The following is an 18,810-nucleotide window of genomic DNA, read 5'->3' on the forward strand; positions in this document are numbered from 1 at the left end:
GATAAAAGCCAGTTGTTATTAACCTTTCTACTCAGAGTGAAAAGTTGCGATAGAGTTGAAAGGACTATGATATTAGATTCGAAACGCTAGATATGGTGTATGCCAAGAGAGAGCGGTATTTATAGTCACAGGAGTTGTTTCTCTGAAGTGTAACATCTAATGTTTTGAAAACAAATCTACTATAGTAAAGGCATGAAATTATTAAAGTAGCGCCTTAATTGTATTAAATAGTTTTGCTAGGTAGAGCATTATGACAGGCGTTGCGCTAGCAATTGCTGCTATCGCAGCTAATGCTGTAGCCCTAACTGTACCAGATTGGAGCTTGCTGATTTCTGCATGCCTTCGTGACTGTGTGGAGTATTCGCCGAGTGTTGTAAAAGCTTTACCTGTCGGTCTATAGCCACCATGTTCACCTTTTTTCAGCTCTCCATCCAATACAAAGGATTCGAGTACAAGCTCGAGTTCACGTTTCATTTCTCCTTTCCTCGGATGCAGTTCCCAGCGGAAACTATGGATACGGGTTGCAATTTTTGGTAGGCCATGGTGACTTCCGTCTTTCATATACAGCTCAATAACAGCGTTGAGCACATCCATGCGATCGTTAACACGTCGTTCTTGCTCGTTATACCTTTTCTGTTGCTTCTCTTCCTTCTTGCGGTCTTTCCTTATATCATTGAGGAACTTTCGGCTGGCGACTTTTTCAAGATGATTTAGATCGTTAAAATCAATTCGGTAACCCTGAAAGTAATGTGTACCATATACTTGTTCAGGCGTGATTTCTGAAAGGTAAAGGATAGTTGGGATACAGAATGAATCTCTTTCCTCGCAATATTCTTTCACCTCAAGCTTGTTACCATCCTTCCTAACGAACAAATAGCCGTTGTCTTTTCCTTCTTTACGTAGATAGACTTCATACATGTCGGCGTCTTGCATGGAGGCGCGAGAAAGAGGGATTCTGTCGGGGGTTTTCTTTGCTTCGAAAACTGTAAACCACTTGGTTACTAAATTTGTTCTGCTCCCAAACATATTATCATTCACCTATGAAATGAACCTTAACAGCCAAGCACCGACGAGTAACGATGTATTGATTAAATCACTGTAGTTGCTTCAACGGATAAGAATTAAAGCTACTCGAACCGTCGCTGTAGACCTCAGTAATAATGATTTTTTTACCCTCAACAGCATATTTGACTGTGCTGTCTGCAGGATCATCCCGCCAGCGACCAGTGCTGTCAGGGTTGTCAGATGCCCACATCACTTGATTGCCGATAAGTTTGCACTTGATGGCCCAGCGGGTGCCATCGTTCTGTCGGATATAATGTACGTAAGCAATACCTGACTCGACTTTGTCCAGCTGCATGATTTTGTGGTCACGGCCGAACATCGCCGCTGAAGCAGCCCTACAAACCTGACCCACCGTCACTTCGGAAGCCAGCACCGGTGCAGCAAACACGAGCGGAACAAGAAGCAGGAGTTTCTTCATACGGATCCATCCTTTTGGTTATGTTCATGAATAACGCTTAGTGTATATTTCGGCAACCTCAAGTATTTCTTGACGAGAATTTAGCGTTGCGATGACAGCAGTGACTAACAGGATCCCTGACGTAATCTCAGACACTCCCCGACTGTCAGCCCTGCTCCTGCTGTACATCCTCAGCGTCATACGCGAACAAAACATCGGGCATGAGGCCGGTTTTTTCTACCATCGCCAGCACTGACCGCGTAGAAGCCTCGGAGATGACCTTCATCGCCTCATCACGTATTTCAACGTACGCAGGGTCTTCACGGGGCACAAAAGGCTCCAGGAGGTGGGCAATGGCTTTACCGTTAACAGATAGGCTGAAGGTGCCAGCGGCACGATCCACATTCCAGATGTAGATGAGCGGCCATAACCCCAGTTCGTCGCATTCGGCCTCACTGCGGATCCCCGGCAGGTACACGGGCATCGACAGCTTTTCATCACTCAGCGTCAGCGCGATAAACTGGTTTGCCGTCAGTCGTGGACCTTGCCCGGTCTCAGCGTCAGATTTTTTCTTTTTAAAGAATCCGAACATGGTCTTTCCTTGTTTATGACGAATCGGAGGAATAGTCACTGTCTTACTAAGCGGATTAATCAAAGCGTCACGGACCTCAGCGCAGACTCGCGGTGACTCTCATTCAGCAAAAGTGATTTTTACACGATTCCTGCCGTCAGTAACGCGCGTAACTTATCGCTTTTCGTAGCGAGAGAAGCATGTAATGGCAAACACACTGCTAGCGTGGAGATTGCATTGCCCCTAAGAAATGAGGCATACCCCATCAATTACATTCACAGCACTTTTTGGCTGCTGCTGACTCTGAGCTTATAGATAGTCACTTTTCATAACGTCCTTCCGCCCTCTCCGCCAGATCGAGCATCATAAAGTTTTTTTGAAGTTAGGAGTAACTCAATGGCAGGCCACGAGTGGTTCACGCTGCATTTCAAAAGCGACAATCATGTGAGCGAAAATTGCGTTCAGGGACCCGCCGTTCATGTGGGCCAGATGCCCAACCGTCTTCTTCTTGCTGCTAGCCAGTCCTATCCTGCATACATTTGATATGGCCGCTTTGAGCGAGGAGCGGACATTAGCAATTAGTCCGCAACTGTTGAATGTATTACTAACGCCCCTTTTATCTGCACAAAGATTCCAGAAGACATAAAAATTACTTGTTAATAGCACCAATAAGTATTAACTGAATAAAAAGCTTTAGAATATCATCTAAAGCTTATATTGCACTTTAACATTAATGCAGGACTTCATTTAAAGTTGCATTAAAATTCTTCAAGCTCTCAATGACTTGATCAAATATAAAATCTAAAGCATGGCTATAACCTGATGCCAAAGTAGCACTATCAAAACCAAGACTAGCTAAATGTTCAATGGATTTATTGACTGCTTCATGAGCTTCAGCGTTCCTCAAGTCATTATTTATAAATAGAGCTGCTAACGTATGATTGGATGAATTATAATTTGCAAGTTCATTGGCATGTCTTAGCGCGGATTGCTCTTCATTTTGTTCATTAATAAACCCTGTAAGGTTTAATATTCCTTGCAATAATTTTAGCGTTTGCAATCTCTCAATATCCTTAGCCTTTACACCCATAGCAATACTTAATTTCTTTAATGAACCAGTTTTAATCTTATTAATGATCTCGTTTATAGTCTTGCATCTAGCCAGGAAATCTTGCTCTTGCATATCGATTGAGGCTACATGAGCAAGCTTTTGCAGTACAGGATAGTTTCTAATACCTTCATCATCAAGTTCATCTTTGTTGTATTCAAAAATATCAGAACTCGACAGGGGAACATCTAAAACTCTACCCAGAGATACTAGGTTTTCATTAAGCTCAGCTAGTTCTCTAGCAAATCTAAAAGTCTTAGAAACAATATGCTCATCATCTAATGAATTAGTATCAATAAGGCTTTGGTCTTTCGCATAATCAAACACATGATATATTTCCTTTTCTGGAACTCCTCGGTAAAGCTCATAAAAAGGTATTTTCACTAAGTTTCTACCGACTCTGACACAGTCTCTAAATGCCCATTGCCCGCCATAGCTAGGGTTTGCATGATAGTGATTACCATCAAAAAATGGGATGGCTTCGTATGTCTTATCTTTCTCATATTTAGTAAGAAAAGCATCATCAACATATACGTATTCGCCACTACGATAATCGGTCGCTCGTGACATTGTCATCGGTGACTTGTGACCGGGCCATACTAATGTGTTGACGTCTAATTCAAAGCAAAGCTCTGGCTGAACAGATTGAACAGTTCCCCATGCTTGAAGCAATATCCTATCTGTATGATCAACTATTTCAAATTCAATCCAAGGAAGTTCGATTCTAAAGTGATTAGAACCTGATAAGAGTTCGAGTACCTCTTTAGTTCGTTCGATATAGGCTTCGAAGAAGAAAACTTTTACTCCAACACAACCTTTCATCCATAAATATTTTCTGAGGTAATCATTCCTCATCGTCCATTTAACATCTTTGTTGCTTTTGAAATAATATTCGCTTGAGACATCGCCTTGTGCGACTCCATATGATGGCGAAGAAACCTCATCAAAAATTACTTTTTGTTCATCATCCCCTATGAGTCTTGGTTTCAATCCCAGTTTCATCCAGACATCTTCGGCCAAAAAAAAGGAGTAGTGAAGACTTGATCCCCAAGAAGCTACAATATACCCATAACCGGAGATAGATATATCTGTACCCCAAGCCCCACCTTTCTCTGTGCAGTCCTGCGTGGAAAATGTGACGACACCTTCACAGGATTCACGTAACACACTTAGATTTGCGACATCATCCTCGGGAACTACGGCCATGATCATATGAGTGTAATCATAATCATCTTGATATTTATTTCTTTCGTACCGATGGGTTACAGTAACTTCTCGCTGGGGGTTAGAATTGTCTTCAACAAATAATAGATCCTTTAAACCCTGAGGTATTTGCTCAGCCGGTAAAGGAAGCTTTGATAAATAATCAAGCACTTAATAGCCCTCCGTGATAACCATGAGTTTTTGCTAACACAGTAATCATATCCATTTTGGATGGTTTGTGTCTAACCTACTTTTGTCCGTAGAATCATTGCAGGGCTGTAAAATTTATAAAAACAGAAACTACTATGTACCTGTTGCTGGGTAGCACAGTTATTTTTCAAACTGTCTGCTCTTGGCACTAAGCAGACCCTACATGAGGGAGTTCATCCGCCGAGAGCTGAGCAACTGTTACTTTTCGGGAAAAGGTGAGTTGTGGATCAGGAAATGTTCAATCGAGTCGATTAAACCGGGAGCTAAAGGGAGCGCGGGTTCAGCGTATGACGCGATATTCGCCATGCGATCGTCCGAAGTCACCTCTTTCATAACATGGTTCATATTGGGCAGTATAACCAGCGACGCTTGAGGATTCGCGGCCTTAAGCAGTCTTGCATCCGTTTCTTCCACCTGGAGATCGCGCTGCCCTTGTAGTACTAACACGGGTTTGGAAATACTCGAAATGAGATGACCCGGATTATATGAAAACGCATCGATCAAAAACCCTTGAACCGCAGGATTAAAGAGACTTTGTAGTGCTGGGTGCACATTCGTAATATCGACTCGCCGCCGATGCTCCAGAGCATCAATTATCGGCAGTGCCTGCTTTAATAGCATTTCGTTTTCCGGATTAGCGTTAAGTTGCCCCCTCAACACCTCGCCCATCGGCCTCCCGGGCGTTGCGATAAGAACCACGCCGCACATATCCTTCTCTTGAGCTGAGGCAAGTGCGACTACGCCCCCTTCGCTGTGTCCTAAAACCCAAATACAGGGAGTGTGCATATGACGTCTAAGCACGTCTACCCAGGATCGAACGTCGTCAACATAGTCAGCAATCTTCACCGAATTGGCATCCTTTACGGCCATTGCGCTAGCGAACATTCCACGTTTGTCGATACGAAGCGTCGCAAAGCCTTTGGCAGCCAGGCCTTCAGCAAGAAATCGGTAAGGCGATGCATTCACACCAAGCGGGTTGTTTCCATCCCGATCGGTCGGTCCGGAGCCTGGAACAATAAGAACAACGGCTGTTGGTTTTGAATTCGGGGTAAGTAACGTGCCTTTCAAAGGGCCTTTTGGCCCTGCGGCATCCAGGACAGTTTCGGAAAAGGTCACCGGTACTGCTGCCAGACTCACAAATGGGCAAGCACTCAAAAGGGCAATGGAGGCGGCAATATTCATCGGAGATGTTCCTGTAAAATTCAGCGTACCCGTCAATTTATATTATAAATATGGCCTGCTCTCCAGCGGCATTAGAAAAGTCCGCTGCTGGCACGAAGCGGACTCTAAGTCACCGTTTACATTCATCTTGATAAAGACTATGCCGATGGCAAATGAGTAAGTAACATTTGCCAGATTGCGACAGGTGTCGGGCATGACTTCGCTGCACGCAGAGTTGTTGCAGGTAGAAACTTCATTGATGGCTCTCGTGAAAGAAATTAAAGTTGAGTGGGATAAACAGCGATGTATACGTAGCCGCAACTACCAAGCGTATCGGCTTCGCAGGTGAGTCCGTTGTGGTAAAGCGTGACACAGTGCTGATTCCGTGAAGAGAGTTCTCCGCTGGTGAGCATCAGCTCCAGTTGCTTGAGTATCAACGGAAAGGCTTGATCTAGGTGCAGCGCGTTATCATCGCTGAAAGCACTGTTAAACCCGGCGCGGTCAGCGAGAAAATGCACCCGACTGCCTTCCTGTACCAGACGAGCGCCAAAACAGGGTGTAATAGCGCGTTTAAGCCCCCACTGCTGACAGGCGGGATTCTCCGGTTTGGTACCGGGGTCTGAGTGATTGTTCATTATTGTTCCTGATTAAAGGGAAGGATTAATTGAGAGTGACACTTCTAAGTATGACATAGGGACCATTGCGGTCCTGACGGCGTTCAGCAAACACGGCCAGAACACCGCGTATGTCCTGAACTTCCCGGCCAGCATAATGGCAGATACTTCCAGACCATTTATATTTGCCGGTACAGAAGCGAAACAGCCGGGAGCCCGGATGCTGTCGGTACAAGGCCATTGCCTGACGTTTACTGATGATTTTCATATCCACCCTCGCTCTGCAAACGACACAATGTCATCCTGACCTACAACCAGGTGATCGAGCGTTTTCACATCGACCAATCTCAGCACCTCCTTCAGTTTGTCAGTCATCTGGCGATCGGCATTGCTGGGTTCCGGATCGCCGGAGGGATGGTTATGCGCCAGTACGACAGCTGCAGCATTGAAGCGAAGCGCTGACTTCACCACCTCACGCGGATGAACCTGAACCCAGTTAACCGAACCGGCAAACAGCGTTTCGCTCTCCAGTAAACAATGCTGGTTATCGAGATAAAGCACCATGAACACTTCCCGTTCTTGTCCCGCCAGCAGTAACCGAAGCCAGTCACGGGCAGCTGTGCTTGAGGTAAAGGCTATACCAGGCTGGCGCAAATATTTATCCAGCAGACTGATAGCGCGGCGAATGGTACGTCGGGCATAAGGCGTCATGCCGGTCGTCATCGGGAGTAATTCAGCAGGCGCTTTAGGTAGCGCCGTAAAGGGGAAGAGTTCGGATTGTGATGATACCAGGGATAAAACGGTATTCATGTTCAGTATTCCTCAGTCGATGAGATGCATAATGGCGCTGCATTCTGGATGATTCAGCGCGCAGTCACGTAAGCGATAATAATGCTCAGTCATTGCGTCACACTCGGTGCGACAGGCGTGGTGGCTGTATGTCATCAGACAGGCGACGAGCCCCGCCGCTTCGCGGGTGAGTTCAGCCCCGTTACCGTTCATGCTGTTAAACAGCGTCCATTTCTCTTCGTTGTCTTCATCAGCCTCCGGGGCCATAAACGCGCCCCCGTTGTTTAGCGTATAAAAGGTCCAGATGCCGCCGTGATAATCGGAACACAGACGGTCCATCCAGGCGAAGATTTGGGGCTCAAGTGTTATCCATTGCGGGATGCTGCCAAAGTGCTGCGGCCAGAAGCGGGTACGCTGCTCGTCGGCAACAACAGCGGCGGAAATGGTGAGTTCAGTTGTGGTGTCAGTCATGGGTTTCTCCGGTAATAAAAAAGCCAGCGGTTCAGGCTGGCGGGTCAGGGGAAAAATGAATGCGTGGCAATGTGGTTAATAAGGCAGGCGGCTGAGAGGGCCCTGCAGGATGCCGTAGTCCCGGATGTACGCATTAAGCCCGGTCCCGGCCTCCGGTTCAAAGTTCCAGGCCCGCCACAGCATTCGGCCATCCGCATCGCGCAGAACCAGCCGAAAATGGCTTCCCTGGTCATCCTCTATGAAGATGTTTTGGTATGCCGCGGTGACGTACTCCGCCTGCTGGCGGGTAAAAGGTCCGGCCGGAAGCAGGCTCTGGCCCTTTTCTTTCTGCGCGGTCATGATGCGAGCTCCAGCATGTTTTCAGCCATGACCCAAAGGGCACGATTGAGCTTCACATCCCCATCGATGCCTTTCACTGCGCGGGTATGGGCCCGTTTGCCTTTGGTCGTTCTACCGGACAGACCGCCTTTAATCAGGTTTTCCTGAATACGCTGATACGTGGTCCACAGGTCATTGCTCTCATCCTGCCAGCGGCGCGGCGCAAGAATTTGTGACTCCGTGACCGGCTGATGCTCTTCCCCAAAACGGTAAGTCAGTGCCGCTTTCGCCATCGCCTGCTGAGCAGGTGGCGGTAGCAGGAGTGAATGCATGGCATCGCGCTTCTCCTCCACCTGGTCAAATATTCCCAGCACTTCGTATGCCCCTTCAATGACTTTCTCCACCACGTTGCCTTTGTGCGGCACACGTACTTCTCCAAAACTCTCCCCGCATATCAGCCCGTTCTGACAAACAGCACGAAACAGTCCCGGCAGCATCTGATAGGAGCTGGACCCATCATGACTGTTCAGCAGGATAATTTCCGGCACCTGTTTACCGGTGATTTGCCCTTCACGGCGCAGGCGCAGCATGTGTTTGGTGTGTTCGCGCTTGCCGGGGTCCCGCACACGGGTCTGACAGGCAAAGAAGGGCTGGAACCCTTCGCGCTGCAGATTTTCAAGTAGGGTGATGGTCGGAATATATGAATAACGTTCTGAGCGGGATTCATGCTTGTCTTCACTGAATACGCTCGGCACATAGTGCGCCAGCTCCTCGTGGGTGAGCGGGCGGTCACGGCGAACAAGGTTCACCGCGCCAAAACGGCTGGCTAATTTCATAGTTGCTTCCTTATCTGAAGGCACAAAAGAAAACGCCCCACTCGAATGAGCAGGGCGTCGGGTGTGATGCTGATCTGATGGGGTTTAAGGATTATCGAGGATGAAGATGTTCCGCTTCCCGTTCACCCAGATAACGTTGAGCCGGGCCTGGCCGTCAGCCTCCGTCACGGTGATGTGCTCTGCGGATGACAGTGCCGAATTATCATCGTCAAAGACAATGCTGTTCAGCGCCGGGGTGGATGATTGCTTATCGATGTACCAGAAATCCGGCGTCTGATTCGCCGCAGTCGCCGGGGCATCCGAAGACATCAGAATGGTGTAGCGGCTCATATCCCGGACAAGGTGATAATTCACGGATTTCTCCCGCGAGCCCGCCGGATACTTCGCCATCAGGTAGCTGTCCTTGTGGTCCGGGCCACACCGATGGCAGACCAGATATCCGGCCTCATCTGTAATCAGTCGGGACTCATTCCCGGCGGGTGCCGCAGACACATTGGCGCTCATTGCGAGGCAGGCCAGTATCAGCAACGAGACAATCTTTTGGGTCGTTTGTTTTATTTTCATCATGGTTTCAGCTGTAAGTGAATACGCCCAGGTCAGTGAATATCCGGGCTTCAATAACATTGCAGGTAATACCCTTCTGCCAGAGCGTGTTGCCAAATCGCCAGGTCAGGCTGTCAGCAAACTGCATCGTACGGGGCGTAAACGGGTCTTTATTGGGCCACCACCCCTCCATCTTCTGACCCTGAATGGTGGTCACGCCCTGCTTCAGCTGCGGGCATTTGCCCCGGTTTACATCGATATTTTTTATCTGAATCCGCTCCGTGCGGGCAGTCACAGTGACGTAGACACAGTCATTGCACTCCCAACCACTTTTCTGGATATCGACTTTTATGACGTCATTTTCTGCGCTTACCGCAGATGAGACGAGGCCTGCCATCAACGCCATTACAGCGGCGGCAGCAGAGAACATGTTCATATTGGCTCCTTGTGATGCGACAGGTGCGCTGTCGCGCTGACTCAGTGAATGTGTGCCCGGGGATTTTATAAGCGGGTTTTTCGCCTGGATAATGAAGATATCCGATCGGGTCGATCGAGAATTTCGATCGTGTATGAACGAAAAAACTTATCGAAATGTGAGATGTACGGAGAAAGTCAACCGAAGAAGAAGGACCAGACCGTGCGGGCGGCGCGGGCCACGGTATGCGTCACGGCCTGAAGGGCCGAGCGGGCAACCTGCGGCAGCTGGGCCAAATCAATGATGCGATCAATAACCTCCACGACCGCCTCGCCAAAGCCGGTGCGGGCGCTGCTGATAACGACTTCAGTGCGATAGCCGGTTTGAAGGTGCGATACCAGCGGGCTGCGGGCCTGCTTTGGGAGACGGGTAATCATGGCCTCCACCAGGCGCGAAAGCCGGTAACGCCCCCTGACGGAGATGGCCAGCACATCACGCTCAGCAATTCCCAGCTGGCGCGCGACAGCCTGTTGTTTCTGAGCAATATGTTCAGCCTGCAGCACTGAGGGTTGCGCGGAAGACCAGTTCCATTGCTCTGCCGGTTCGGTCTTGTCCGCCTGATTCAGTACCCATATCAACGGCGGCAGCGGCCCGTTGTACCCGGTAAAAACGGTCTGATAAAACTGCTCCTCTACCGAGAAGGCGCGGTCATCCGCCTTTAACACCCACAGCACCATATCAAGCTGTGGCATCAGTTCCTGATAAAGTTCGCGGTACTCATCATCACGTTGCAGGCTTTCTCCCACACCGGGCAGGTCAATCAGCGTCAAATAGTGAGAGCCAAAGCGCAGACGAACCCGTTGAGGCTCACGGGTACAGGCTTCAACCGCGTTAACAGCACAGACTTCACTGCGAAACAGCGCGTTACAAAGCGACGATTTGCCGACGCCAGTTTTGCCCATGATGCCAATCACCGGTTCGCAGGTAACAAGCTGGTCCAGCTCATGGATTAAGGACTGGCGTAAAGAACGTGGATAGCGCCGCAGGTGACGGCGAATCAGGGCATAACCTGAAGGTTTTTTCATGGCAGATTCCAGATAGCAAAAAGGCCATCCGGGTGGATGGCCTGTTGAAGTGATACGGAAGGGAATTCAGTAAGATGATATATAACTGTAATTTTTTTAGTTTTTATCTTTTAGCTGCGAGCAGCCCCATGCTCTCACACCAGAAATTGAGCGCATGCTCAATCTGAGTGAACCCAGGTAACTCAGGAACAATTTCGGATTATCCGAGCTAATTTTAAAATTAGCCGTACCGCCACAAAGGTCATCGAAAATGAATGATCCGCTCTGACACTCGACATTACCATCCAGTAGTGCATGATTACCCTTGCAAAAAACCTTGTTGCCCAATTCAAGATTATAGTTGAACACCACCGGGTAACCGTACCAGCCTTCTTTCAGGCTCGCCTTTTCAACCGAACGTATCCATAAATCGCGCAGGCATTCCGCAACTTTATCGGCGCCAGTGCTCCCGGTTATGTAAAACAGCATATAAATATAGGGTCGGTTTACACGCTTTTCGTTGCACATTAGCCATGAATACCCGGCAACGCACTTCCCATATTTAAGCACCCGCATGTGGTTCAAAAACAGCTTCAGAGCAAGATGAACCTTCTTTGAATGCTCAGCACCTCTGTCGTCATGATAAGCAGTCTTCCCATCCAGCGGTGTTATCACAAAAGAGAATTTCAGAGCCTTGACCGAGCCGTCAGCAGAAAGATTCTGGAATAATGTCGTAAAGGATTTACCGATGCTTTTGGCCTGGCGAGCTGAGTAGTAGCTGTTCATTTTTAAAACATACAAGTTATGTAAATTAACATACATGTTATAGCTAAATCATTATAAGTCAATGCATTAGCCCTTGGCAGCTTTTGCGCAAAATTTATACAGCAAGGTGGCTATCGGCGGGGAGGTTCTCTACCTCCATTGGGGCCTTAAACAACGATGGATTTACCTTTTCGGCGGTTCATCAGCCTGAAGGACGAGCGTTTAATTAAGGAATAAAATGATATTTTATAGAGAAGCACTTTCATAACTATTCCCCCTTCTCACCGGACCAACACCACGAGTTAAGTAACCAGTACTGTACTGAGATTACAATGCCGCTCACCTGCATCCCATTTCAAAACTGACGCCAATGTCCATTCCCATGACGATTACACTCACATGGAGAACCAGACATGTCATACCGCGACATTAACGATATCAATCTTAGCTATGTTCAGCACCCGACCCTGAACCGAAAGCTGCGACGTCATCAGGATCAATTATTTGAGCGTTATTCCAAGCTGCTGATGCTACGGGTGGACTTCTCGTATCTGCAGGACAGTGATTCCCATGGTGAGGGCGATATTCACTCTACAGTGGCCGATATCACCTTACTGATTCAACGTAGCCAAGATATTAAGGGGCTGGTGGGCTACGCATGGGTACTGGAGCATACCGAGCGACATGGTTTTCACATCCATGCGGCGTTTTACCTCAATGGTCAGAAACACCGCCGTGCATGGACCGTCTATGAAACGCTCAGGGATACCTGGAAATACGTGACATGGGGAGAAGGACATACACACCGGTGCGAGCCCAGGGAGGAGTACAGAGCACGGGGTGAATGGGTAACGCCCTACGACGACATTAAGGGCCGCAAGAGTATGCAGTACATCTTGAGCTATCTCAGCAAGCAGGAGCAGAAGACTTTGGGCGTTATCTGCCAGTTAAGTGACATCCCTGCTCCACCGGCAGCGGGCAGACGGCGGAAGGTCAGTTAAAAAATACGCCAGTGCCTCATCGTTTGAAGGAGTCTGCGTTCCCCATACCTGGCTCCTTCTCCCATTCACTCAAGGAGAAAAACGATGACAACTGATTACAACGTTCTTAACGACCAACTGGTGACGATGGCGTTTATCACCCAGCTCACAGGCCTGACGGACAAATGGTTTTATTTCCTTATAAAAAACGGCGAGTTCCCGAAGCCCATTAAGCTGGGCAGAAGCTCTCGTTGGTTGCAAAGCGAAGTAGAAGCCTGGCTACAGCAGCGTATCGACCAATCCCGCCAGTGATATCAAATCAAACCTTACCTCCTCTCATGTTTATCTGAATTCCCCCACAGCATACTTGCCAGACTGCCTGACATAGGCGGCTTTCGCCTGCGTGCTGTATGGCGAAGGTCCCTTACTATGAAACTAAAGATGCTTATTGAATCGGCACAACGAGAAGCATCGTCATGATGCAATTCCGTGCCATTGAACACGCCATCACCGAAGACGGTGAGTGGGTGACGCCAGAAGAACTTCCTCTGGATTATCGGGGACGACTGCTATGCGATTCCTGTCATGCCGAGGTTGTTATCGAGGAAGATAGGTCAGGGAATGAGATGTTTGTTCACTCCCGACATAATCGCAGCGAAAGAATCAAAAATCAGAGCTGCCGCTACGCAATGCGTCAACCTAAGCAACCAGCATCGACAAGCGCCGGTCACAGACGAAAACAACCACCTGCAGGTTACGCTGGCCTACGAGGTCCTTTGAATACCCGAAGAGGACTATGGCGATGCAATCAATGTGAACGTTCCTACTACGGCAGCAAGAAATGCCCCCATTGCGGCGAGTGGGTTTATACGATATCGCGCTAGCCAATTGCCAGAGGTCTGGCGAATCAGGAGGGCATATGCATTCCGCTATGCTCAGATCTATTGCCCTCCTGCCCAACCGAGATGTAACTGCTGACAATGAACATCATTCACTTCTTCTCGGCCTGTCAGTTCGGAGCTGCCCATACAGTCTCCCTTTGCGGACGTGGTCCATGTCTGGCAACGTGCTGATGCTGGTGGCTACTGCGCTGATACAGACGCATTCTCAAGAGCATTCCATTTAGCAAAACGCTCGTTTTCATGGACTGACTCCGTGGACATACCTATCGCTTAACCACACTTGTTATCGATCGGCGCCAACGATCAATATCGAAAAACTGATCTATCAAAACGATTATCTTTCATGCGCCCTGCCTGGTTATCCTTGTCTTAACTTACTCGCAGAAAAGCCTTTTATTACGGTTAGTTATCTAGCCGAGGCTTGCTACGCCCATTTTCCATGTATCCCAAATTACGAGGTCGCGAAGACGCGGAAAGATGAAGAGATGCGCACGTTGCAACAAAAAAAGAAGTGTCCTTGAGCGATGGCTCTCACTCGATAAAGAATTCTGCGACGAGTGCTTGTTTGATATCGACCAGGAAATCAGGGAAAGACGGATTATCCCGATCAGAAGGCTTAAAGATGACGATGAAGGGAAATAGTTACTCGTGATGAAGAATAAAATCGACGTTAGTGTCATTATCCCTACTTACAACGCCGTTGAGACCATTGGTAATCTGGTTAATAAAATCCTCAGCGAAACCCACGTGGCTATTGAACTTATCATCGTCGATGACGGTTCTACTGATGGAACAGCCAACGTTCTTCGTCAAATCCATGATGACCGACTCATTCTGATCGAGCAGGCCAATCAAGGTGTCTATGCTGCCCGAAATACTGCTCTAGCCTTGCACCAGGGAGAGTGGGTTATACTCCTTGATGCGGACGACGATATAGCAGATTGGTTCATTGAAAAAAGATGGCAAGCAGCTAGTGCGTTGCAGGCCGACGTCATGATCTTCAATGGCTGGCATTCTGATGCTGACCACCACCATCGAAGAGCAGTCCATCGAAAGCAGCCCTATGAGGCTACTCTCTCAGGTCATGAGTGGATTAGACACTGTGTTACACGCGGTGAATGGCCGCATTACCTGTGGCTGCAAATGGTCAGGTCATCCTATATCAGACAGTATTCACTATGCTTCCAGCCCGGCAGGAGCCATAAAGACATTCTGTGGACGGTTAATCTTGCGGCGAACAATGGCCGGTTCTGCGCATTGGATGTTAAGGACTATATCTATATCAGCAATAAGACCTCTATCACGCATCGGCCGGATTTCTACGATATTCGTGCCATAAGCTATGTTGAAGTGATCGCGGAAATTACCCAGCTAGCGGAACAGGAACAAAACAAAAAAATAAAGCTATTTTTGTACAGACATGCGCTGGTGGAGGCCCGTCACTTTTTGGGGTTATATCGGAAAAAGGTTATGGATAATTCCAGCGTTAAAACCAGTTTCAACAAAAATATATCCTTTGTCAGTTTATTCAAAGGCATTAGCAGCCTGAGTGACATATTTTTCTTTATCAAGCTAATGCGTAATATTTTATAGCGTGCATAAAATAATGCTCTGTTGGCACCGTCTAACCTTCTTAGTGCAAGACAATTGTAGTCCTAAAGCTACAAAATATTGCCGTATGTCATCACCAGGTAACATCTCTAAAGCAATGTTACCTGGTGGTGTCTCGAAAATTAACCTGGAAAACGATACTTGATAATTACAACTGACGTTGTTCCAGGCTGGAATATATCGTTTTAATTTCGCTTTTTAAACTTTCGCCACGGTATACCATCGACGTATCGTATCGTTGATACTTCTCATCGCGCGTAGCGCTAAACCAGTTAAAGGAACCGACGCAGAGCAGCCCCTCATCACCAATCACTATCTTACTGTGAACACGGTTAACCAGCTTCGTCGTGATGCCCATTTCATTCAACCTTTCCACTGCTTCATTTAGGCGCTGATGTTTCTCTTTGCGCTTTTCAAAATCTGCATGCTCTGTATTAAACGTTTTATCCGTTACTACAGTGATATCAATACCACGGGCGCGCGCCTGATACATCGATGCCAGAAAACCTGTTTGTTCCAGCTTTTGCCAGGTGAGCCACGGAGAAACAATAGTAATGCTCTGATTAATAGCGTCAAAAGTCTGATTCAGAAACGCATCATGTTGCTCCACCCCGTGTAGGGTTGAAATCTGCGTTTGCGAGGTATTTAAATCCCGGCGCTCCTGATACTCAAACTGCAATGCATTATCAGTGGAAGCAAACAGGTATTTCGCCAGCAATCCCCGTGGTGACGATCCGGGTTGGATCTCAAACAGATCCATATCACCAAATACCAGGAAGCTGTCTTTAGCTCGTGAAACGGCAACGTTCAGCATGCTGCTGTCGCTGTCAATAAAACTGCCATCTTCATGCTTTGAATATACAGGTGAGAAAAGCACAATAGCCCTTTCCGCCCCCTGCAATGAATGTACAGTACCGACTGTCAGCGAATTTTCATCGCCACTACAATTAATATCCAGCTTACATAATGACGATTTAATCGTACTGACTTGTGCCGAAAATGGGGTAACAACCCCCACTACTTTATGTAAAGGTTCGCCATAATGATGCTCGATTTCCTCTTTGTGCGCAGCAAGCCACGCAGCTATAGTCTCAGCTTCAAAGGCGTTATAACGGCTTCCTCCATTGGCCTGCATACCTTTACCATCAATATGCAAATATCCCATTGCAGGAAATATTGTCTCTTTTTCTTCACCTCGTTTGGGCTGCAACTTTCCGTGATAACAGAGGGTGTTACAGTAGCCAATGATGTTATCGAAGCAACGACGGTGTTCGTACAGGTACATCCCTCTAGCAAAGTCCGGATCATATTGATAGCGCGAATTAAACTGAGCGACCTTCATGACACTGCCAGATGCAGCACTCTTGCCTGAGTCACACACCAGGGCATAAGATTCGGTAAGTTCTTCTTGAGTACCACCAGGAAGGATGTTCTCCTCAACCATGTTGCCGATATCAATACCGGGCAAGCTATTCCAGATAGGCGCAATCTGTTCTGTGTCGCCAATCACCAGGGCTTTCTTCGCCAGTGCGAAAGAAGCTGCCGCAACCTCAGGCAACACCTGCCCCGCTTCATCGACAATCAGCAAATCGGCAAAGTTATATAAATAGCCATCATCAAACTTCTTGCCACCAACATGCTCCCTGATGAGCATATGGTGAGGAAGCATAAAGCAGGTCATCACGACACAAGGGGTGAGCTTCATTCTACGCAGCCAGCGGGCTTTAATGGCCTTCGCCCCTTTGAGACCTTTTTCTTTTTGAAGGTTATCGATAGCAGCCAAATCCATCAGCCACCGGCCTTCCCAGTAATGCGTCGCCAACAGAAACACCGGGAAACGGAGCTGTGTATCTGCAAGCTCATCGGCTTCGCACAGACTCAGCTCCGCCTCGCTTTGATTCCCCAGCGAATGGGTAATCTCGCGCCAGCGTATGGCAGCTTCGTTTTCACGTTGGTAAACGTCCTCAGCAAGTTCGATCTGCTGCTGATACTCAGCCTGCTCTTTAAGCGCCTGAGCAATCAGACCATCGATAAATGCATCAACGCCATCAGGCAGAGAACCCTGGAATGATGTCATTCTTTCGCCAAACGTAGCCTCCAAAAACAGCTTCATTTGATAGTGACGCTTAATACTAACGGCGGGAAGCCAGGAGAAGAGAGCAAACATGATCGACTCACCGGCTCGATATTGTTCCCACTGTTTTTTGCCCTGCGTTAATAGCGAGATTTCATTTGTTCTAGTGAGCAGTAACGTTCTCTTATCTTGAATATACTGTTCGAGATCGTCACTGATGGCATGCCGCTCCTGACGGATTGCGTTAAGGTCATCCCAAGCAGGTTCAATTTGCTCAAGCTCTGCAGAGAGTTCAACCAAATGCTGATGCAGGAGATCCACAACCTGTTCAGGTGAATGACATTCCTTATTCGGAAAAGCTGCCCTTGCCTTTTCAAGGAAGAAGCACCGGGCATCTTCAACATATTCAAGGGATTCAACACGGTTAAAAAAGTCTTCCGTCTGGTATTTTTTTACCGCCTCGGCTCTCCGTCCCGAAGACGGGAAGTAAGCGCCAAAGCTTTTTACTTCAGGTAACCAACGCCCAGCCATAGGCCCAGTGCCGGTAGCAAAATCTTTACCGAAGGCTTCGATAATGTTGGTAACGGCCTGATTGTTGGTTGATGTCGCAATCACCACCGGCGGTTCGGTTTTGTTTAAAGCCGCTCTCGCCCACTCAGTAGCAATGATTGAGAGAACCAGAGTAGTTTTCCCGGTTCCCGGAGGACCGTTCACGGCAAGAATATCGCCCGGCTGTTGAGTGAGATAATGGCTAAGGGCATCGCGCTGCGCCACAGCCAGCGGAAATTTATCACCGGAATGCCCCAGACGCTCACTGAACATGGCATTACTGGCTAGGAGCGGCTCAACAGAAGACTTCTCTTTCGCGGCAAAGCGTGCCAGTAATGGCACCTCTTTTTTACACGACAGCAGATGATCGTACATAGGCAGGATATGAATACTGGCACCGCCAGACTGGTTGGCTTTAATAATGTAGCCATAACCGGCTGGTTCATATTGCTCAGGTGATGCGAGCCATTTGCCAGCAACATATTTTAAAAGTTCATTTGCATCTTTAAGGTACTTTTGCCACAACTGCTGATAACGAGCATATCGTTCCGCTCGTTGTTCATCAGTCTCCCCACACAGCTCATCCTCATTACTGGGACCAAAAGTGATTGAATCATGCGTGGTTTTGTATCTGTCATATTCCGACATTTCACCAATAGAAAAGGTACCTTTAGGGAGAGGTTCAAGCAGGTCACGGGGAATGGTGGCAGGCGATGCGGGGAATAAAAAGCCTTCGCGGTTCAACAGTGCGGAAGTCACCAGAGGCGTAACTATACCTGGTGCGCCTGCCGTACGTTCCTTGCCATGCTTTAACAGGCGGATCCATACCTGCGGCCGTAACAACACCTCGACGGTTTTAACCTGCTCGTCTTCGCCCTTGAAGAACGATTGCACGATCTCTTCACCCAACCTTCCCTGATCGACATCCATCCATTGCGTGAATGAATCTTCATCTTTGCGCTCAAATGCCCCTTTTCCAGACTCGGCATCAGCTAAGGTATTACGCCAGTATGAAGTGAATCCTTGAGTATTAATATCCATTCACTATCCCGCAGCTTAAGTAAAATTATTGATTTCTTTGACATAAAATTTTCTCATGGCGAAATATTGTCCACAATACGAGTGGGATCGCAATAATTTGTTTGTGGCAGAATTGTCTATCGC

Annotated in this window: 20 protein-coding genes and 1 pseudogene; 4 read left to right on the plus strand and 17 right to left on the minus strand. The window is 47.9% G+C overall.

Annotated features, from left to right (window positions below; all coding sequences use genetic code 11):
- Positions 1-201: 201 nt before the first annotated feature.
- The 16 genes and pseudogenes from VH187_RS17910 to VH187_RS17985 form a co-directional block, all read right to left on the minus strand.
- Positions 202-1,038, minus strand: a complete 837-nt coding sequence (locus VH187_RS17910) for a hypothetical protein (protein WP_233426941.1) — start codon at positions 1,036-1,038, stop codon at positions 202-204.
- Between the two features lie 55 nt (positions 1,039-1,093).
- Positions 1,094-1,483: a hypothetical protein gene (locus VH187_RS17915; protein WP_000735025.1), complete on the minus strand. Its 390-nt coding sequence runs from the start codon at positions 1,481-1,483 to the stop codon at positions 1,094-1,096.
- A 145-nt stretch (positions 1,484-1,628) separates the two neighbouring features.
- Positions 1,629-2,054, minus strand: coding sequence for a hypothetical protein (locus tag VH187_RS17920; RefSeq protein WP_047173248.1), 426 nt, complete (start codon positions 2,052-2,054; stop codon positions 1,629-1,631).
- A gap of 709 nt (positions 2,055-2,763) precedes the next feature.
- On the minus strand, positions 2,764-4,515 hold the full coding sequence (locus VH187_RS17925; protein WP_038256620.1) for a hypothetical protein: 1,752 nt from the start codon (positions 4,513-4,515) through the stop codon (positions 2,764-2,766).
- A 237-nt stretch (positions 4,516-4,752) separates the two neighbouring features.
- Positions 4,753-5,736 (minus strand): alpha/beta hydrolase, encoded by a 984-nt coding sequence (locus VH187_RS17930; RefSeq protein WP_329702815.1) that lies wholly within the window; start codon positions 5,734-5,736, stop codon positions 4,753-4,755.
- Between the two features lie 149 nt (positions 5,737-5,885).
- Positions 5,886-5,972 (minus strand): annotated as a pseudogene (locus tag VH187_RS17935) (TA system toxin CbtA family protein); the annotation flags it as partial.
- Positions 5,973-5,993: 21 nt separating this feature from the next.
- Positions 5,994-6,350 (minus strand): type IV toxin-antitoxin system YeeU family antitoxin, encoded by a 357-nt coding sequence (locus tag VH187_RS17940; protein WP_108419157.1) that lies wholly within the window; start codon positions 6,348-6,350, stop codon positions 5,994-5,996.
- Between the two features lie 25 nt (positions 6,351-6,375).
- The gene (locus VH187_RS17945; RefSeq protein ID WP_032680445.1) at positions 6,376-6,597 is read right to left on the minus strand and encodes a DUF987 domain-containing protein; all 222 of its coding nucleotides are present in this window, start codon (positions 6,595-6,597) and stop codon (positions 6,376-6,378) included.
- Positions 6,594-7,139, minus strand: coding sequence for a RadC family protein (radC, locus tag VH187_RS17950; protein ID WP_329702816.1), 546 nt, complete (start codon positions 7,137-7,139; stop codon positions 6,594-6,596). The genes VH187_RS17945 and radC overlap by 4 nt, the downstream gene beginning before the upstream one ends.
- Positions 7,140-7,151: 12 nt before the next feature.
- On the minus strand, positions 7,152-7,589 hold the full coding sequence (locus tag VH187_RS17955; RefSeq protein ID WP_329702817.1) for an antirestriction protein: 438 nt from the start codon (positions 7,587-7,589) through the stop codon (positions 7,152-7,154).
- 75 nt (positions 7,590-7,664) lie between these two features.
- Positions 7,665-7,928 (minus strand): DUF905 domain-containing protein, encoded by a 264-nt coding sequence (locus VH187_RS17960; protein WP_108419160.1) that lies wholly within the window; start codon positions 7,926-7,928, stop codon positions 7,665-7,667.
- Complete coding sequence (locus VH187_RS17965; protein WP_108419161.1) at positions 7,925-8,743, minus strand: DUF932 domain-containing protein; 819 nt, start codon at positions 8,741-8,743, stop codon at positions 7,925-7,927. Before VH187_RS17965 ends, VH187_RS17960 begins: the two co-directional genes overlap by 4 nt.
- Positions 8,744-8,827: 84 nt before the next feature.
- Positions 8,828-9,310: a hypothetical protein gene (locus VH187_RS17970; protein WP_329702818.1), complete on the minus strand. Its 483-nt coding sequence runs from the start codon at positions 9,308-9,310 to the stop codon at positions 8,828-8,830.
- 4 nt (positions 9,311-9,314) lie between these two features.
- The gene (locus VH187_RS17975) at positions 9,315-9,722 is read right to left on the minus strand and encodes a hypothetical protein (RefSeq protein ID WP_058781950.1); all 408 of its coding nucleotides are present in this window, start codon (positions 9,720-9,722) and stop codon (positions 9,315-9,317) included.
- 176 nt (positions 9,723-9,898) lie between these two features.
- Positions 9,899-10,786 carry a GTPase family protein gene (locus VH187_RS17980; protein ID WP_329702819.1) on the minus strand — a complete coding sequence of 296 codons (888 nt, stop codon included), beginning with the start codon at positions 10,784-10,786 and terminating at the stop codon, positions 9,899-9,901.
- A gap of 96 nt (positions 10,787-10,882) precedes the next feature.
- Positions 10,883-11,551 (minus strand): hypothetical protein, encoded by a 669-nt coding sequence (locus VH187_RS17985; RefSeq protein WP_329702820.1) that lies wholly within the window; start codon positions 11,549-11,551, stop codon positions 10,883-10,885.
- A gap of 392 nt (positions 11,552-11,943) precedes the next feature.
- Between VH187_RS17985 and VH187_RS17990 the strand changes: the two genes are divergently transcribed.
- The 4 genes from VH187_RS17990 (at position 11,944) to VH187_RS18000 (ending at position 15,005) form a co-directional block, all read left to right on the plus strand.
- Positions 11,944-12,531, plus strand: a complete 588-nt coding sequence (locus VH187_RS17990) for a YagK/YfjJ domain-containing protein (protein ID WP_019106748.1) — start codon at positions 11,944-11,946, stop codon at positions 12,529-12,531.
- 84 nt (positions 12,532-12,615) lie between these two features.
- Positions 12,616-12,822 carry a helix-turn-helix transcriptional regulator gene (locus tag VH187_RS17995; RefSeq protein ID WP_023296957.1) on the plus strand — a complete coding sequence of 69 codons (207 nt, stop codon included), beginning with the start codon at positions 12,616-12,618 and terminating at the stop codon, positions 12,820-12,822.
- A 167-nt stretch (positions 12,823-12,989) separates the two neighbouring features.
- Positions 12,990-13,394: a DUF7828 domain-containing protein gene (locus VH187_RS23490; RefSeq protein WP_414713990.1), complete on the plus strand. Its 405-nt coding sequence runs from the start codon at positions 12,990-12,992 to the stop codon at positions 13,392-13,394.
- Between the two features lie 669 nt (positions 13,395-14,063).
- Entirely contained in the window at positions 14,064-15,005 is a 942-nt protein-coding gene (locus VH187_RS18000) for a glycosyltransferase (RefSeq protein ID WP_329702871.1), read from the plus strand.
- A gap of 166 nt (positions 15,006-15,171) precedes the next feature.
- Here the strand turns inward: VH187_RS18000 and VH187_RS18005 are convergent, their stop codons facing one another.
- Positions 15,172-18,687, minus strand: a complete 3,516-nt coding sequence (locus VH187_RS18005; RefSeq protein ID WP_329702821.1) for an AAA domain-containing protein — start codon at positions 18,685-18,687, stop codon at positions 15,172-15,174.
- Between the last annotated feature and the right edge of the window lie 123 nt (positions 18,688-18,810).

Source organism: Scandinavium sp., from assembly GCF_036271055.1.
In the GTDB taxonomy this organism is placed as follows: domain Bacteria; phylum Pseudomonadota; class Gammaproteobacteria; order Enterobacterales; family Enterobacteriaceae; genus Scandinavium.

What these genes read in the sequence shown, in the direction of transcription:
- VH187_RS17915 (WP_000735025.1), bottom strand. Translation starts at nt 1,483, where the DNA reads ATGAAGAAACTCCTGCTTCTTGTTCCGCTCGTGTTTGCTGCACCGGTG.
- VH187_RS17920 (WP_047173248.1), bottom strand. Translation starts at nt 2,054, where the DNA reads ATGTTCGGATTCTTTAAAAAGAAAAAATCTGACGCTGAGACCGGGCAA.
- VH187_RS17930 (WP_329702815.1), bottom strand. Translation starts at nt 5,736, where the DNA reads ATGAATATTGCCGCCTCCATTGCCCTTTTGAGTGCTTGCCCATTTGTG.
- VH187_RS17940 (WP_108419157.1), bottom strand. Translation starts at nt 6,350, where the DNA reads ATGAACAATCACTCAGACCCCGGTACCAAACCGGAGAATCCCGCCTGT.
- VH187_RS17945 (WP_032680445.1), bottom strand. Translation starts at nt 6,597, where the DNA reads ATGAAAATCATCAGTAAACGTCAGGCAATGGCCTTGTACCGACAGCAT.
- radC (WP_329702816.1), bottom strand. Translation starts at nt 7,139, where the DNA reads ATGAATACCGTTTTATCCCTGGTATCATCACAATCCGAACTCTTCCCC.
- VH187_RS17955 (WP_329702817.1), bottom strand. Translation starts at nt 7,589, where the DNA reads ATGACTGACACCACAACTGAACTCACCATTTCCGCCGCTGTTGTTGCC.
- VH187_RS17960 (WP_108419160.1), bottom strand. Translation starts at nt 7,928, where the DNA reads ATGACCGCGCAGAAAGAAAAGGGCCAGAGCCTGCTTCCGGCCGGACCT.
- VH187_RS17965 (WP_108419161.1), bottom strand. Translation starts at nt 8,743, where the DNA reads ATGAAATTAGCCAGCCGTTTTGGCGCGGTGAACCTTGTTCGCCGTGAC.
- VH187_RS17970 (WP_329702818.1), bottom strand. Translation starts at nt 9,310, where the DNA reads ATGATGAAAATAAAACAAACGACCCAAAAGATTGTCTCGTTGCTGATA.
- VH187_RS17975 (WP_058781950.1), bottom strand. Translation starts at nt 9,722, where the DNA reads ATGAACATGTTCTCTGCTGCCGCCGCTGTAATGGCGTTGATGGCAGGC.
- VH187_RS17980 (WP_329702819.1), bottom strand. Translation starts at nt 10,786, where the DNA reads ATGAAAAAACCTTCAGGTTATGCCCTGATTCGCCGTCACCTGCGGCGC.
- VH187_RS17985 (WP_329702820.1), bottom strand. Translation starts at nt 11,551, where the DNA reads ATGAACAGCTACTACTCAGCTCGCCAGGCCAAAAGCATCGGTAAATCC.
- VH187_RS17990 (WP_019106748.1), top strand. Translation starts at nt 11,944, where the DNA reads ATGTCATACCGCGACATTAACGATATCAATCTTAGCTATGTTCAGCAC.
- VH187_RS17995 (WP_023296957.1), top strand. Translation starts at nt 12,616, where the DNA reads ATGACAACTGATTACAACGTTCTTAACGACCAACTGGTGACGATGGCG.
- VH187_RS23490 (WP_414713990.1), top strand. Translation starts at nt 12,990, where the DNA reads ATGCAATTCCGTGCCATTGAACACGCCATCACCGAAGACGGTGAGTGG.
- VH187_RS18000 (WP_329702871.1), top strand. Translation starts at nt 14,064, where the DNA reads ATGAAGAATAAAATCGACGTTAGTGTCATTATCCCTACTTACAACGCC.
- VH187_RS18005 (WP_329702821.1), bottom strand. Translation starts at nt 18,687, where the DNA reads ATGGATATTAATACTCAAGGATTCACTTCATACTGGCGTAATACCTTA.